Raw genomic sequence first — 15,898 nt, 5'->3', positions numbered from 1 at the left:
CTAGGGGCCGTGCCGTAAACTGATCGCCGTGTCAGTTAGCCTTCCTAGTACCGAAAATACCCGCTTAGCCATAGCGGACGCCCCGCGTTCGCTGCGGCTAACCGCCATTATTGCCGGCCTGATTGGCTTCATCTGTTTTGTAGCGACCCCGCTACTTCCGGTGAACCAAACCCAGTCCTCTTTTGATTGGCCGCAGAATAATTCGCTGCAGTCCATAAACGCCCCGCTGATTTCGGTGGCGCCGGAGGACATCAAGGCCGAGATCCCGCTGAGCGCCGCAGACCAGCTCCACAATGATCAGGACCTGCTCTACGGCACCATCCCGCCGGAATCCACCAAGGCCTCCAACCGCGGCATGTTCGTCCGCGTGAGCGACCAAGGCCTGTCCGTCGTCTCCTTGGACGAGGTGCTGCTTGCCCTTACCCCCAAGGAAGTAGCCGCACTGCCTGACGACGCCGTGCTCAAGATCGACTCCTCCGGCTCCGGCACCACGGTCAGCGTGGATAAGCATTCCGAGACCACGAAGGACGACGTTCGTCCGCAGGTCACCGGCGTCTACACCGAGCTAGAAGATAAGGATGCCGCAAAGCTTGTCGACGAAGGGCTAAACGTCCACGTCGATATCAACTCGCGCTTTACCTCCTCGCCTTCTTTGCTAAAGAAGATTGCGATGTGGCTGGGCGTAGCCATGACCATCCTGAGCCTTATCTGCCTGTGGCGCATTGACCGTCTAGACGGGCGCAAGCTGGGCTTTATGCCTGCCACCTGGAAGCAGATCCGCCCGCTCGACGGCGTGGTTGCTGCCGTCCTCGTCTTCTGGCATATCTTCGGCGCAAATACCTCGGATGACGGCTTCATCCTGACGATGGGCCGCGTTTCCGGTCACGCCTCCTATATGGCGAACTACTACCGCTGGTACGGCGTTCCCGAGGCCCCGTTCGGCTCCCCGTACTACGACCTCGTGGCCTTCTTGTCGGAGATTTCCAGTACGTCAATGTTCGTGCGTCTGCCTGCGCTCATCTCCGCATTCATCGTCTGGTTCATTCTCTCGCGCGAGATTCTGCCGCGCTTTGGTGACCTAGTTAATGGCCGCCGCGTGGCGCACTGGACCGCCGCCTTTATGTTCTTGGCATTCTGGCTGCCATATAACAACGGCATCCGCCCAGAGCCGATCGTGGCTCTCGGTGTCATGGTGACCTGGGCTTCCTTCGAACGCTCTATTGCCGCCCGCCGCCTGCTGCCAGCAGCCGTGGGCACCATCGCCGCAACCTTAACGCTGGGCGCTGGCCCTACCGGCCTCTTCGCCGTCGGCGTGTTCTTAGTATCACTGCCGAAGCTATTTGCCTTCATGGCCAAGCGCGCCCCGCACGTGGGCTGGCTCGCCATGATTGCGCCTTTCCTCGCTTCCGGCACCGCCATCATGGTCGCAGCCTTTGGTGATCAGACGCTGGCTTCGGTCATGGAGTCCACCCGCGTGCGCTCTGAGGTCGGCCCTTCGCTGCCGTGGTACTCGGAGTACGTGCGCTACACCACGCTCTTCCAGCAGTCCGTGGACGGCTCGATGACCCGCCGCTTCGCCATGTTCACCATGATCTTCTGCTTGGCGCTAATCATCTATGCCTTCATCAAGGATCGCCGCGTCGTCGGCGCAGCGGTCGGCCCAACCCAGCGCCTGCTGCTCATCATTGGGCTTAGCACCTTCTTCTTGATGTTCACCCCAACCAAGTGGACCCACCACTTCGGTATCTACGCCGGCGTCGCGGGCGTGATTGCGGCATTGGGCGCGGTTGTCCTCTCCCAGATCGCAATGCGCTCGCCACGCGCGCGCACCTTCGCCCTCGCATCGGTCATCTTCCTGCTGGCTATCTCCATGGCTGGCTGGAATGCCTGGTGGTACGTCTCCTCCTTCGGCATCCCGTGGTGGGATCGCACGGTTCAGCTCAAGGCCATTGAGGCCAACACCGTGCTGCTGTTTATTGGCTTGGTGGTCCTTGCCGTCGGCGTCGTCCAGGCGATGTTCCACAGTTACCGCAAGGCCCAAGCAGAAGAGGAAGGCCGCCTCGAGGAGTTCAAGGCACAGGCCGCCGCCAAAGTCTCGCGCTGGTCAGGCATTATGTCCGCGCCGCTGGCTTTGGCCTGCGCGCTGATTGTGGCCTTCTCGTGTGCATCCTTCGCTAAGGCTTATGCTTCGCAGCAGGATTCCTACTCCGTGGGCAAGGGCAACTTGGCCTCGCTGAAGGGCAACCAGTGCTCGCTTGCCGACGCCACGATGGTCGAGACCAACACCAACGGCTCCTTCCTCAGCCCGGTTGAAGGCGAGCTCAAGGACTCGCTGGAGGACCCAAGCGAAGATTCCTTCGGCTTTGGCCCCGATAACATTCCGGAATCCATCGAGCCGGAGAACCTGAACTCGGCGTCGGTTGGCGCAATTGCGAATACCTCAACCGAGAAGGCAGAAAATGCTGACTCTGCCGATGCCGCGCAGTCGGAGGAAAGCAGCGAAAAGTCCGCCAATGAGCAAAGCGGCGGCGTGCGTGGGACCAAGGGCGTAAACGGCTCGACCCGTCACTTGCCTTTCAACCTGGATTACAACAAGGTACCGGTTTTGGGCTCCTACGATGAAAAGCAGCGTTCTACCTCTACCGTAACGACCCAGTGGTACAACCTGCCTGAGGCCAAGGAAAACGCGCCGATTTTGGCTGTTTCTGCGGCGGGCAACATCTACCACCACGATGTCAACGGCATCGAGCAGGACGGCATGGAGCTCAAGCTGGAGTACGCCACCTACAAGGACGGCAAGGCCACCAACAAGGGCGAAGCAGAGCTTTCCGACGTCGGCGCTACCCCGAAGTGGCGCAACCTGCGCATCCCGCTGGACAAGCTGCCAGCTGAGGCCAACGTGGTCCGCCTGGTGGCCGTGGATGATTCCACTGACGAGGACGAATGGCTCGCCTTCACTCCGCCGCGCGTGCCGGAGCTGGCGACCATCAACTCGCAGTTCGATTCGCAGACCCCGGCGCTGCTGGACTGGTCTGTGGCTCTGCAGTTCCCATGCCAGCGCACATTCGACCACTATGCGGGCGTGACGGAGATTCCGGAATACCGCATCCTGCCGGATGCAGCGGCGCAGACGTCCTTGACTGACTTCCAGTCCTTCTCGGGCGGTGGCGCGATGGCCACGGCTGAGGCAGTCAACTACTCCTACGAGATCCCGAGCTACCTCAACAATGATTGGGCTCGAGACTGGGGCGCAATCGAAAAGTACGAGCTGCGCACCAACTCCAAGGGCGAGGCACCTGCCGAGGCGAACATCGATCATGAGATCGTTTCGCGCTCCGGACTCTGGAAGGAATCCGAGATGAAGATTCGCCCGGAGGGCTCTGAGGAGAAATAACGCTGGGTGCTATCGCACCCAGCGTGAAAAAGCACCCAGCGAGAAGTAGGACCCAGCGAGTACGAGAGAGGGAGGACCAGGTGGTCCTCCCTCTCGTTACTTTATGGCAATCGTCCTAGACAGGTTGCTTGATGCTTTCCCCTTCTTGGGTTTCGCGTGGCTCGGTCTGTTTCGCCTTCTTAGCGCGCTGCACTGCCCAATCCACAAGGAAGAACAGCACCAGGGATGCGCCGAAGAGCGGAGCGATGATGGAATACAGCACCGCGCCCACGACCAGCGCTGGCGAGAGCTTCAGGTGCTGGAGCGAGCGCTTCGGGCGACTAAACCACATCCACAGGCCCATGACGCTGACCGCCAACAGGCCTAGCGCGAGAAGCGCGAGCGCAACCTGGTTGTAGATTCCGAACAAGGTGCCCATATGCAGCTGGATGAGCCATGGGACCACCTTGGCCATGAGCGGCCAGTCCTTAAAGTCCACGCGGTCCACCACTTCGCCAGTGTGCGGGTCGACAGCGATGGCATCGTAGCTCAGCTTGTAGTCTTGGCGTGCCTCAGTGACGGTCCACGCTGGCGTCTCCGCGGAAGGCGGCGTCATGTCGAGGATGCCGGTCAACCCTGCCGAACGCGCGGCCGCCAACGCGTCTGCGCCGCCCATCACGTTCATGTCCCCCGTCATGTCCATATGGTGATGCTCGGCATGCGGGTCCGCGGCGGCAGTTGCTGCGGGCTTGGGCTGCATCCAGTCCATCTTCTCGCGCAGGGTAGAGATGTTTTCACCAGCAACCAAGGACCAGGTCAGGCCAGTGATGGTGAGGAACACGAAGCCGGGCAACAGCCACGCGCCGATCTTGGAGTGCAGGGTGAGCATCTTGCCCGCTTTCCGACGCCGCTTGAACCACAGGTAGATGCCCATGATCGCCAGTGCGCCCAGCCATGAGGCGGCGAGCTCGGAGTAGATGCGGCCGGCGTCGCCAAGCCAGAGGCGGCGGTGCCCCTCGGAGAGCCAGCTGCGCAACGGCAATGCGCGAGAGGAGCCATACTGCACGAGGTCACCCTTGATTTCGAGCGTGGCGGGGTCCACGAACACTGCGTGGGCGTAGCTGGAGGATTTCAGTGCGTCATCCGCGAAGAGCACGCGGGTGTTCTTCTCGCTGTCGTCGAAGGCCTGCACCTTGCTTACTGCGAGATCCGGATAGACCTTCTGGGCTGCTGCGATCTGCTCGTCGAGGCTGTGTGCTTCACCGCTTCCTGACGCCGCGATCTCATTCTTGTACACCACCGACTCGATGCTGGGGGCCAAGGCGTAGAAGAACCCGCTCAGCGCTGCAACGATGAGGAACGGCGCTATGAGAACACCGGCTGTCTTGTGTAAGCGCGACATCGCACCATGATTGGAAATACTCATGGGTGAATAGTCGCGACGCTATTAGCAATAGTTCCCGATAAAGTTTTCTTGTGATCCTTTCGAATCGCGGGAACTTTTGCCGGCAGTGGTCAGGTTGCCCTCAATTCGGTTTGGTTTCCCTGGTTGGGTCCCCCTCTAATGGTCCCTTTACGAGTAGCGAAGCCGTGCGGGATGCCCCATTGGGTAGCTTTACCCCCAAGGGGATCCAACCAATGGGACCAAACCGCTAAACGCTAAAACCAGGCGGCTTAGACGGAGCGCAGGAAGTCCGCGGTGTCCATGATGCGCTGGCGGGCCACTGCCGGAGTTGAGATGCGGTGAGTGGAGACGTAATCGGCGGTCTCGGCGGCAGGGATGGTGACTCGCTCGGCGATTTCGTCTTGCACCGCAGTCTGGACGAGTGTGCGCGGGTACTCGTTTGGCAGCTCGTAGCCGGCGCGCAGCTCCTCGGGGAGATTGGAAAGCGCAGCGAAGTCAGGGAAAGTAAGGATGAGCGCATCGGCAGGTACGAGTGCAGCCAAGGCGCCGCCCGAGGAGTAGCCCCACACGGTCACGGAAGCCGCACCTTGTTCGCAGGCATAAGCGATGGCCTTGTTGACGGATTCCACCATGTCCGCCACGGTGTGCTCAGGCGCTAGCGGGTAATCTACGTCGATGATGGTGGTGCCGGACAACTGTGCTGCGGCGGCGACTTCGGGGCGCCACTGCATCTCCAGCGCGTTGCCGTCACCGCGCCACCAGCCGCCGGAGTGGAGGGAAACTGCCCACTTGCCATTCGGCGCAGTGGGCTCGAAGATGGCGCCAACCTCATGGTCACGCTGCGTGATTCCATCAGTGAACCTGGTGCCCGGCAACGCGTGGTCAACTGCAGTGCCCAAGACCATCATGGAAGCCTGCGTGATGCGATCCGGTAAAAGCGCGCAGTAGCGGTCAGCATCCGGCGAGCCGCCGCCAGCCCACGGCGGACGGAAATCCGGCAGTGGGTAGTGGATCTGCATGTAGGTGTAGAGCTGTTCCAGCTGCTCTTCCTCGCTCAACTGGCGGTCCTGGCCACCAATCTGCCACTGCTCAATCGAAGTCATGCATTCGAGGTTACCGCTACCATGGCTGCCATGACGAAGGTAGCCAAACTCCACCCCACCGCCGAACTATCCCCCACTAAAGCCGAAATCGCAGCTAAGTACGCCCACATCGACGAGATCATTGGAAGCTACCGCGCAGTAGATCCTGATGACGAAGTTGGCATCGAGGTCCTCCTCGGCCACGATTACGCCGGCAACATCGTCCAATTCCCCGTCACCTACCGCGCCGCCGACAATGCCACCGACAAACCACTGTGCGCCATGGACCACTCCGTGCTCGGAAAGCGCTCGGTAGCCCGCGCCAAAGACGACCCAGTCGCCATCACGCAATGGGTCCATCTTGTACAAAACGAGGAAACCTCCGCCGCATACTCCACCGGCCCACAGCGCTTCCACGCCTATGGCACCGGCGGACTACCTGGCGAAATCGAGTTCTTGCCCACCCTTACCGTCACCCCACCGGAGGCTGGGCAACTACGAGTAGTCGACTCCGAGACCGGAACCGACTACCTCGCGGCGCGTCTTACCAGATTGTGACGCGGTCTTCCTCGGCCAGGTAGAACGGAGAATCCTTCTCTACCTCGAAGGCCTCGTAGAACTCCGCCACATTCGCCGCGATGAGGTTGCAACGGAACTCCGCCGGGGAGTGCGGATCGATGGCCAAGTACTGGGTGGCCATCTCCGGGCGGATTGCGGTGCGCCAAACGCGCGCCCAGGACAGGAAGAGGCGCTGCAGGCCGTTGTACTCGGCGTCGTAAAGCGCAGGAGATGCGTCCTCTACCTCGAAAGGGGCCACCTGGCCGGCGACGTCGAGGCCGTTGTCCGCGCAGTAGTTCTTGTAAGCCACCACTGCGATGCCCAGTCCACCCAGGTCACCGATGTTCTCACCCAGGGTGAAGCTGCCGTTAACGCCCGCGGAATCAGTACCTTCCAGAACGGAAGGCACGCGGCCGTTGAACTGCTCCACCAACTTCGCGGTGAGCTTTTCAAATGCCGTGCGGTCCTCTTCGGTCCACCAGGAGTTCAGGTTGCCCTGGCCATCGTACTGCGAGCCCTGGTCATCGAAACCGTGGCCGATCTCGTGGCCGATGACCGCGCCGATTGCGCCGAAGTTCTCTGCAACGTCGCCGCCTTCAGCAGAAGGCACGAAGAACGGCGCGCGCAGGATGGCGGCTGGGAAAGTGATGTCATTGACCACCGGGTTGTAGAAAGCGTTGACCGTCTGCGGGGTGGAGAACCATTCGTCACGGTCCGCCGGCTTGCCAATCTTGCGCAGCTCGAAGTCGTGTGCCCACGCGTTGCCAGCGCGCACGTTCGCAATCAGGTCCTTGCCCGACGCACTGAAGGAAAGATCGGAGTAGTCGCGCCACTTATCCGGGTAGCCAATCTTGGCCTTGAACTGGGCAAGCTTCTCCAAGGCACGCCCGCGGGTAGCGGGCGTCATCCACTCGAGCTGGGAGATGCGCTCGCGGTAGGCAGCGGTTAAGTAATCAACCAGGGTGTCCATCTCCGCCTTAGATGCCGGCGGGAAGTGCTGGTCCACAAAGACCTTGCCAATCTCCTGGCCCACCAGGGACTCCGCTAGGCCCACGGCGCGCTTCCAGCGGTCACGCTGAGTGGTAGCACCTGAAAGGCGGGTGCCGTAGAACTCGAAGTTCTTCGCGCCGACTTCCTCCGGCAGGTACGGCGCGCGGGAAAGCAGGATGTGCCAGGTGGCCCACAGCTGCCAATCTGCCATGCGGTCCGCGGTGAAAAGCGTCTCGAAGTGCTCGAGGTAGGAAGGCATCATATTCACAACACGCTGTGCTTCCAGGCCGCCACCTGAAAGGATGGCGCGTGCCAACTCCGGCAGCTCCTCGAAAGGCATCGGGTTATAAGTCTTAACGGCATCGCGCGTGGAAACGACATCCCAATGACCGGCAGCCAGCTCCTTCTCCAAACCCACGATGCGCGTGGCGGCAACGTCGGCGCCCAAGCCGAACAGGCGGGCAGGATCCAGGAAGCCCAGCATCTGCGCCACGTGCTTTTCATATGCAGCCAGCGTCTCCGCATGCGCTTCCTCGCGGTAATAAGCCTCGTCCGGCAGGCCCAGGCCAGACTGGATGACGTAGGCCACGGCTTCCTCGGAGCCGGAATCCTTTTCCACCCAGAAGGTCACCGGGGCGCCGACTCCCTCGCGCTCGAGTTCGCCGAGGCGCTGCGCCAGCTCTTGAGGGTCGGCTGCGGTGAGGTGGTCGAGGTCGGCGTCAATTGGCGCCATGCCTGCACCATTTACGCCCTCGGTATCAAGGTGCGATGCGTAGAGCGCTCCTGGGCGCCCAGTGTCATTTTTAACAATCTCGTGCACGAGCTCTTCCGCCTCGTCACGCAGGTTGTGGAAGGTGCCATCAACGCCACGATCATCGGGGATGACGTGGGAGTTAAGCCAAGGTCCATTGACAAATTGGTAGAGATCTTTCATGCCAGCCACTCTAGGCGAATCAATCCGGTTAAGGTGTGGACTATGCCAACTTATCGGTTCCCACCATCACAACTCCGCGGATATTTTCTCGCGGTCGTTAGCTTCGTGCTGGTAGTGCTCGTCATCCCCACGCTTATCGCAGCAACGGTGACCCCGCCCGAGCCGAAGACCGAGGAGGTGGTCCTTGATTCTGCGACAACAGGTTTCAGCGAGGATGAAACCTGGACCATTGAGGTCCCGGGTCTGCGTTGCACGCCTAATTCGGAGACCATGGCGAACCAAGCCTGGGACTGCGGTGCGACGCTCGTGCAGGTGGTCAGCACTGAGGGCCTCGACGGTGTCGACGAAGAGGTGGCGATGCATCGCGCCGTCCGCGGCTATGCTTACGGCGAAGTTTCCACGGCAAAGATCCACAGGGAGGGCGATGCACTCGCGCTTTACGACGCCCCCGCCGACGCAATCGTCCTCTCCCGCGACGGAGAGGGCGACTTTACCGACTTTGACTACATCGTGGTGCTCACCGGCGGCGATTTCACCCACGCCGCGGAACTCATCTGGCAGGCCTTTGGGCACCGCGAGCTGCCGGTGAAAGCGGAGACGGGAGTAGTGGCATCATGAGCAAACTCTTCCGCAACTCGCTGTGGGTACTACTGGCTCTGGGCATGGTGAGCATCATGGCTAACCTAATCAGCTACCTGCTGATTACTCCTGCTTTGGTGGTACCCAGCGTGCTCATCGGCGGCGCCTACGTGGCCCTCGTCCTCTTTTTGCTTCGCCTAAGCCCCATGTTCCCGGCGCGCGGATGGGTCTGGGCGGCGCTCCTGTGGGGTGGCGGCACCGCGGTGGGCATGGCTTTGCTCTCCTCTACTCCGCTGATGACGCTGGCGTCATCCTTCGGGTGGCAGGCCGCCACGATGTCGTGGGCGGGTGCCTACCCAGAGGAGATTTCCAAGGCCACCGGAGTCTTCTTCATTCTTTTGTCATTCCGTCAGCTCAACCGGCCGTGGCACGGCTGGGTCGTGGGCGCCACCGTGGGCTTAGGCTTTGAGACCCTCGAGAACGTGTTGTACAGCGTCGTCGGCGGCACGATGCACCCGCTTTCTGACTGGACCGGAATGTTTCAGATGTGGGGTCTGCGCCTCATCGCGGGTCCGGCGCTGCACGTCTTGCTCACCGCGCTGGCGGGTTGGGGAATAGGCTGGGCGTTATTCAGCGCGAACAAGACAGTGTGGTGGCGCCTGGGCTCCATCTTTGGCTTCCTTTTGCTAGCCTTTGGCCTGCACTTTTGCTGGAACTACCTGCCGGAGAACACCACGCTGATGCCGGTTCAATACGTGCTGGTGGGGCTGGTGCTCTACCCACTGAACATCTACCTGGTCTATCGCGGCAACAAGTTCGCGCGGGAGGACACCACATACAGCGTGATGCATGCTGGCACCGCAGCCAGCAAGAGGAAGAACCAAGCTCTCAATCGATCAGCCCTTCCAAGTCGCGGGCATCTAATCCATGGCGGCGCATGTTCACGCGGCCGTCTTTATGAGTAATTCCTTCGGCTTCCCAGCGTGGGATTGAGCGCTCAGGCGCGTGCGAGGTGCCGTCGGCGCGCACCACGCGCCACCACGGCACGGACTCGGCTTTCTTCATGACCCAGCCGACGTAGCGAGCACCCACGCCCGCTACCTTGCCCACTTCCCCGTAGGTAGAGACGTTGCCGGCCGGAATGCGCCGAACGACCTCCGCTACTTCCTCTACCCTGTTTTTCATCTAAAAGTCGAGGTTGAGCACGTCATCTGACTCGCGCGGCTCTTCCTCCGGCGCGTCCTCGACCTCGGCCAGAGTGACCGTAGCGCCGGTGGAATCAGCCAGCAGGCACAGGCGCCCGAAAGGCGAATCCCACGGCTCGCGGATTACCTCACCGCCAAGCTCTACTGCCTTGGCAGCAGCCGCCTCGAGATCACGCACGCCGAGGTAGGTCTGCCAGAAGCTTGGCACCTGCGGCGGGAACTGGCCTTCGGCGTTCCAGAAGCCGGCGAAAGGCGCGCCATCTTCCTCCGCTGTGGCATAAGCATCGCCGCCACGGACCTCCCAGTTAAACAGCTCGCCGTAGAAGTCCAAGGCCTGCTGGTAGCTGGTAGTGGCAGTCAGTTCGTGCCAGACCGGCGTGCCCGGTTCGCCGCCGGCCACGAACTGGTCCGCGCCCGCCGGTTGAATGAGGCCAAACATGCCACCTGCGACGTCGACAAGCAGCGCCATATGGCCCAGCTCCACCTGCGTTGCCGGCGCCAACACCCGGCCGCCAAGCTGCTCCGCACGCGCACAATCGCCGTCGATGTCCTTGCTTAAAAAGTAGGTCACCCACGTATCCGGTATGGAAGCCTGCTCTGGCTGCGGAATGAAGCCGGCAATCGGCAGGCCCTGCACGCGGCCCACGCGGTACTCGTTACCGGAATCTACTTCCCAGCCCAGCACCTGCTCGTAGAAGTTCACGGACTTGCGTGGCTCGGAGGTGGTCAGGTCGATCCAGTAGGGCATGCCTACTTCTGCTTCGAAAGCGGGCATTACATGTTCCTCCACTTCTCCGGATCAAAGTCATCGTCTGCGGTGGCTTCGTCAAAGTAGTCATCATCGTCGTCATCTGCGGCGGCCACGCGCGCAGAAGTGCCATCGATACTGACCTCATCCCCTGGGTACAAGGTGGCGCCGCGCTGGGTCACCACTTCCCCATTGACCTGGACCTCGCCTTGCGCGATGAGCTCCTTTGCTTCACCGCCGGTACCCACGAGGGAGGCCAGCTTGATGAACTGGCCGAGCTTAATGGAATCGCCCTTGATTGAGACTTCTAACATGCGGCATAGCTTACCGAGAAGGCACCTTGCCGGGATACTCAACCTTGAAGAAGTCCAAAATGGAGTTGGTTGCCCAATCGTGCGGGACAAGCCCGCTGCGATCCGTTACGCCACCGTTCCAGGTGTGCGTGCCGCCTTTAATTTTGTAATTCACGGTGGGCACCGCGCAGGAACCCCACGTAAAGCGGGTGACTGCGTCTTCCCGGTGCTCGGCGGGGAAAGGATCGCAGGCATTGTCCTCGGCGATTTCCGCCATGGTCTCCTCCACACCGCGGTAGTGGCCACCGTGGGCGGTGCCGCCTCCGTAATTAATAACGACGTCGGCAGTGCCGTGCACCGCAAAATAAGGGGTGGGCTTTCCTTCACAGTTTTCATCCACGGCGTCGTAGTTCGCCGCGGAAACCGTGGCGGCGCCGTCCAACTGCCGGTTGCAGGCTAGGGCGCGCACGAAACCGCCGCCATTGGAAAAGCCTGCGGCAAAGACGCGGCCATCGGTGTTGTAATTCTGTTTAACCCAGGCCAAGGTGTCATCGACCAAAGCGAAGTCTTCCCCCAAGGAAGTCTGCGCATAAGGTGCAGGCGCCCAAGCCTCCCCAATACCCGCCGGAAAAAGCGTGATGGCGTTGGCCTCATAGAGCTCAGTGTCCTGGAAGATGGTCGCGGGATCGCTGTTATATCCATGAAAGACCATGACCACCGGCGCGGGCTGCGCTGCGTCATAGTTATCGGGTACGTGCGCGATGAAGCTTCTGCCGCTGGGCAGCTCGATGGTGCGATAGTGGCCGGTTTCGGTGGATCCGCTGGCAGGCAGGGGCGCGCTTTCCGACGCCGTGACCATATGCGTAGGCACACTATGCGGGCCCCTCCCCGGCTCATCCGTGGTGGAGCACCCGGTGGCAAAACATGTAGTGGCAGCCCCGGCAAGAATGCACAGGGCTGCCTTCAATGGCTGGCGCACTATGAGGTCGGGCAAATCTTGACTGCGGTGCCGGTGGCGGTGACCATCAGCATGTCGTTGGCCTGGCCCATAGGCGAGTAATCAAAGCTGATGCCCACGACGGCGTCGGCGCCCAGCTCCTGGCCGCGGTTCCACAGCTCGTTAAGGGCAGCCTCGCGGGCCTTGACTGCCTCTTCCTCATAGCCAGCGGAGCGGCCGCCAGTGAAGCTGCGGAAGGAGGCGCCTAAGTCCTTGAGGAAGTTAATACCGGTCACCGTCTCACCCGCAATGACGCGAATGTACTCGGTGATTTCGTGACCATCGACGTTGTTGGTGGTGGTGAAAATCATGAGCCCTAGACTACCTGCGTTCTGGGGGAAGATCAGCGACGCCGAAGTGCACGCCCGGTGTGCCGTCGGCGCGAGTGAACTCGACCTTCAAGTCGTCTTTCTTGCCAAAGCCCACGAGGTGGCGGGCCACAACGTGCTCGACGGACTCGATGCTTTCTGAGTCTGCCTCGACGTTGAGGAGGAGGATGTTGGGCTCAACAGCAAGGTCGAGGGTGCCGCGGGTGTTTTTGCGCTCGAAGACGCAGCGGCCGGTTTCGGTTTCTGGGTCCCAGTGGGCGTCAATCTTGGCAGAGAAATGCGATGCCAGCTGCTTGCCGTAGCGTGTCGGGCGATCGGTTGAAACGCGTGCGGTGGAATTGCTCATGCCGGACACTGTACGCGATTTAGGTTTACCTAACCAGCGCGAGGATTCCCTCATAAATCATCACGCAGCCCAAGGCGCCGAAGATAAGGCCCGAGCCGATATCCAGATGGGCCGAATACTTCGTGAGGAAACGCGCCGCCGCGCGGACGATGAGCGCGAAGGTAGAAAACCACGCCACGGAGACCACAGTCAGGATGATGGCGATGAACACGGTCCATTCAAGCCCCATGTCAGGGCGAATGAACTGGGCAAAGACGGCACCAAAGAAGACAAGCGCCTTCGGGTTGGAAAGGTTGGTGAGCATGCCCAGCTTGTAGGCGCGGCCAGCGGTGATGTCCTCGACGTCGCCAGTGCTCACTGCCTGCTCGATGTGCTCCTCATCGAAGCTTCCCGCGCTTTCCGCTGAGTCCTGTGAAGTACTGCGGGCAGAGTTAAGGGCAGAGCGCCGTTGCGTCAGGCCCGAGCGGATAGAGCCATAGGCCATCCAGAGAAGGAAGCCCCCGCCCACCAGCTGCAGCAAACCGAGCAGGCTGGGGCGAGCGGCGATAAGAGCAGATAGCCCTGCCAGGGAGGCGGTGAGCCAGACGACGATGCCGGTGCAGATGCCCAGCGCGCACATGATTCCGGCACGCGTGGAGCGCGGGGCGACGCGGATGACCTGCACTACATCAGGGCCGGGAGCGACGATCATCGCCACCCACACTCCTAGCAGCGTGACTAGAGCAGCTCCGGACATTCGACCCCTTTGTTACTTCTTAGTAAGCACCCTTCACGGCCTGCTTGTGATCGCGCACTGCCTCGCCCGGGGCGTACAGCGGCATGTCCTCGCCGGCCTTGTACCAGGTTACGTCGTTAAGCGGTGCCAAAGGCTTCTTTCCGGCAATCAGATCGGCGGCCTTCTCGCCCACCATCATCGTTGGCGAGTAGATGTTGCCGTTGGTCACGGACGGGAAGACGCCAGCATCAGCGATGTAGAGGCCCTCAATGCCCCAGACCTGCATGGTTTCTGGGTCCACAACCGCCATTGGGTCATCCTTGGAGCCCATCTTGGTGGTGCACGACGGGTGCAGTGCGGTCTCACCGTCGTTGCGTACCCATTCGAGGATCTCCTCGTCGGTCTGCACGTCAGGGCCCGGGCTGAACTCGCGGGCGCCCACCTCAGCCATGGCTTCGGTGTCCAGCAGAGAACGCGCAACGCGCACTGCCTCGACCCACTCGCGGCGATCCTGGTCGGTCTTCAGGTAGTTGAAGAGAATCTCCGGCTTTTCGTGGATATCGGCGCTCTTGATGCGGACATGGCCCTTGGTATCGGAGAACATCGGGCCAACGTGCCACTGGAAGCCATGCTTGACGTCGGCCTTCTGGCCGTCGTAGCGCACTGCCATCGGCAGGAAGTGGAACATCAGGTTCGGGTATTCCTCGTTCTCGTTGGAACGAACGAATCCGCCGCCCTCGAAGTGGGAGGTTGCAACCGGGCCCTTCTTGGTGAGAATCCACTGCAGGCCCATGAATGGCCAGCGCCACTTGTCCAGGTAAGGCTGGGAAGAAGCGGTGGACTTGGTGGTCTCGTACTGGATGTAGACCTCGAGGTGGTCCTGCAGGTTCTCGCCGACGCCCGGCAGGTGCTTGACGACGTCGATTCCGTGTTTGCGCAGCAACTCCTCGTCACCGACACCGGAGACCTGCAGCAGCTGCGGGGTGTTGATGGCGCCAGCGGAAAGGACGATCTTATCAGCGAATACGCGGTGGACGCCGCCCTTCCACTCGTATTCCACGCCGATGGCCTTCTGACCTTCGAAGAGGACCTTGGTGGTAAACGCGCGGGTACGAACCTCGAGGTTCTCGCGGTCTAGGTTCGGGTGCAGGTATGCACGCGCGGCGGACCAGCGCTTGCCGTGCTTGATGTTGCGGTCGAAAGGAGCAAAGCCTTCCTGGCGGTAACCGTTAACGTCGTTGGTCAGGTGGTAGCCGGCCTGCTGCACGGACTTGAACAGGGCCTGGAAGAGCTCGCTGGTTGCCGGGCCGCGGGAAAGGTAGAGCGGGCCGTCGTGGCCGCGGCGCGGATCGTTATCTTCTGCCGCGGCGGCGGTTTCCATGCGGTTGAAGTATGGCAGGCAGTGCGCGAAGTCCCAGTTTTCCATGCCCGGGTTCTTGGCCCACTTCTCGTAGTCCATCGGGTTACCACGCTGGTAAATCATGCCGTTGACGGAGGAAGAGCCACCCAGCAGCTTGCCGCGGGCGTGGTAGATGCGGCGGCCATTCATCTCTGGCTCCGGCTCGGATTCGTACATCCAGTCGTAGTTCTTTGCACCAATCGGGAAAGAGAATGCGGAAGGCATGTGGACGAAGAGATCCCAGAGGGAATCGTTGCGTCCAGCCTCAAGGACCAGCACACGAGTGTTCTTGTCTTCGGTCAGGCGTTCGGCGATGACGGAGCCTGCGGAGCCACCGCCAACGACGACTACGTCGCTTACTTCATCGGTGACCTTTTTAGCGGAACGCTTCTTGGTCAGCTTGTCCATAAAACCCATAAATCCCCTTCTTTCTGTGAAATATTTCACACGTCAAGATTGTCCCACCGGAAGTGAAAAAATTGTAGTTTATACAAAAGTCTGTATTTATTCACATCGCCTCATGTGCGGGCACTACCTTCAGAGTACACATCCCTCTAGAAGTTTGCCCATCTTAATGTATATTTACCTTGTCCGGATGGATGTCTCTGGAGATGAAATCCGAAGTCTTTGCACATAGGTTGCCCGAATATGATTCATTTCACTCACCTTTCTCTCCCTGCGATCTTGTGAGCATTTTGGGGCACCCGTGCGAAAGATTCAGCCCAAACCAACCAACATTAGGAGAAGTAGATGGCTAACTTTGACCCTCACGATCCTGAGGAGTCTCACACTTCAAGTAAAGTCCCCCAAGAAGGGGGTAAAAACACCTCTCTCGCAACCCCCTCTGGAGAGCCCAAGAAGCGCAGCCCACGCTACCAAGTTCGTGCCCTCGTCGGCAGCTACAAGGCTGAAACCGGCGATGCCGTAGGCGCGGATCAGGTCCCT

Annotated in this window: 16 protein-coding genes; 5 read left to right on the top strand and 11 right to left on the bottom strand. The window is 60.7% G+C overall.

Going from position 1 to position 15,898, the window contains the following annotated elements; all coding sequences use genetic code 11:
* The first annotated feature begins 28 nt into the window (after positions 1-28).
* Positions 29-3,394, top strand: coding sequence for an arabinosyltransferase domain-containing protein (locus HMPREF2935_RS07685; protein ID WP_210400733.1), 3,366 nt, complete (start codon positions 29-31; stop codon positions 3,392-3,394).
* Positions 3,395-3,509: 115 nt separating this feature from the next.
* Here the strand turns inward: HMPREF2935_RS07685 and HMPREF2935_RS07680 are convergent, their stop codons facing one another.
* Positions 3,510-4,799, bottom strand: a complete 1,290-nt coding sequence (locus HMPREF2935_RS07680; protein WP_239240472.1) for a PepSY-associated TM helix domain-containing protein — start codon at positions 4,797-4,799, stop codon at positions 3,510-3,512.
* Between the two features lie 248 nt (positions 4,800-5,047).
* Complete coding sequence (locus HMPREF2935_RS07675; RefSeq protein WP_070732674.1) at positions 5,048-5,881, bottom strand: alpha/beta hydrolase; 834 nt, start codon at positions 5,879-5,881, stop codon at positions 5,048-5,050.
* A 30-nt stretch (positions 5,882-5,911) separates the two neighbouring features.
* Between HMPREF2935_RS07675 and HMPREF2935_RS07670 the strand changes: the two genes are divergently transcribed.
* On the top strand, positions 5,912-6,418 hold the full coding sequence (locus HMPREF2935_RS07670) for a CG0192 family protein (RefSeq protein ID WP_141744821.1): 507 nt from the start codon (positions 5,912-5,914) through the stop codon (positions 6,416-6,418).
* Here the strand turns inward: HMPREF2935_RS07670 and HMPREF2935_RS07665 are convergent.
* Entirely contained in the window at positions 6,405-8,342 is a 1,938-nt protein-coding gene (locus HMPREF2935_RS07665; RefSeq protein WP_070732672.1) for a M13 family metallopeptidase, read from the bottom strand. The two genes, HMPREF2935_RS07670 and HMPREF2935_RS07665, sit on opposite strands and share 14 nt — an antisense overlap.
* 42 nt (positions 8,343-8,384) lie before the next feature.
* On the opposite strand from HMPREF2935_RS07665, the gene HMPREF2935_RS07660 reads away from it, so the two are divergent.
* A complete protein-coding gene (locus HMPREF2935_RS07660; protein WP_070732670.1) occupies positions 8,385-8,960 on the top strand; it encodes a hypothetical protein in 576 nt (191 codons plus the stop codon).
* A complete protein-coding gene (locus HMPREF2935_RS07655; RefSeq protein ID WP_070732668.1) occupies positions 8,957-9,886 on the top strand; it encodes a PrsW family intramembrane metalloprotease in 930 nt (309 codons plus the stop codon). The genes HMPREF2935_RS07660 and HMPREF2935_RS07655 overlap by 4 nt, the downstream gene beginning before the upstream one ends.
* On the opposite strand, the gene HMPREF2935_RS12750 is transcribed toward HMPREF2935_RS07655, so the two are convergent.
* The 8 genes from HMPREF2935_RS12750 to betA all read right to left on the bottom strand — a co-directional run bounded on the left by HMPREF2935_RS12750 (position 9,810) and on the right by betA (position 15,370).
* A complete protein-coding gene (locus HMPREF2935_RS12750) occupies positions 9,810-10,106 on the bottom strand; it encodes an MGMT family protein (RefSeq protein ID WP_070433362.1) in 297 nt (98 codons plus the stop codon). The two genes, HMPREF2935_RS07655 and HMPREF2935_RS12750, sit on opposite strands and share 77 nt — an antisense overlap.
* Positions 10,107-10,901, bottom strand: a complete 795-nt coding sequence (locus HMPREF2935_RS07650; RefSeq protein ID WP_061919974.1) for a VOC family protein — start codon at positions 10,899-10,901, stop codon at positions 10,107-10,109.
* The gene (locus HMPREF2935_RS07645; RefSeq protein WP_061919972.1) at positions 10,901-11,188 is read right to left on the bottom strand and encodes an RNA-binding S4 domain-containing protein; all 288 of its coding nucleotides are present in this window, start codon (positions 11,186-11,188) and stop codon (positions 10,901-10,903) included. The genes HMPREF2935_RS07650 and HMPREF2935_RS07645 overlap by 1 nt, the downstream gene beginning before the upstream one ends.
* 10 nt (positions 11,189-11,198) lie before the next feature.
* Positions 11,199-12,038, bottom strand: coding sequence for a CE1 family esterase (locus HMPREF2935_RS07640; protein ID WP_141756037.1), 840 nt, complete (start codon positions 12,036-12,038; stop codon positions 11,199-11,201).
* A 107-nt stretch (positions 12,039-12,145) separates the two neighbouring features.
* Positions 12,146-12,475, bottom strand: coding sequence for a YbjQ family protein (locus HMPREF2935_RS07635; protein WP_070732666.1), 330 nt, complete (start codon positions 12,473-12,475; stop codon positions 12,146-12,148).
* Positions 12,476-12,485: 10 nt separating this feature from the next.
* Positions 12,486-12,839, bottom strand: coding sequence for a DUF2218 domain-containing protein (locus tag HMPREF2935_RS07630; RefSeq protein WP_070732664.1), 354 nt, complete (start codon positions 12,837-12,839; stop codon positions 12,486-12,488).
* A gap of 25 nt (positions 12,840-12,864) precedes the next feature.
* Positions 12,865-13,575: a LysE family translocator gene (locus HMPREF2935_RS07625; RefSeq protein WP_070732661.1), complete on the bottom strand. Its 711-nt coding sequence runs from the start codon at positions 13,573-13,575 to the stop codon at positions 12,865-12,867.
* Positions 13,576-13,594: 19 nt separating this feature from the next.
* A complete protein-coding gene (gene betA / locus HMPREF2935_RS07620; protein WP_061919960.1) occupies positions 13,595-15,370 on the bottom strand; it encodes a choline dehydrogenase in 1,776 nt (591 codons plus the stop codon).
* Between the two features lie 333 nt (positions 15,371-15,703).
* Here betA and HMPREF2935_RS13340 point away from each other — a divergent pair.
* A partial coding sequence (locus tag HMPREF2935_RS13340; protein ID WP_210400732.1) for a hypothetical protein occupies positions 15,704-15,898 on the top strand: 195 nt, incomplete at its 3' end.

This window comes from Corynebacterium sp. HMSC076D02, from assembly GCF_001813815.1.
GTDB classification, from domain to species: Bacteria; Actinomycetota; Actinomycetes; order Mycobacteriales; family Mycobacteriaceae; genus Corynebacterium; species Corynebacterium simulans.
This window is presented reverse-complemented; position numbering and strand designations above follow the sequence as displayed.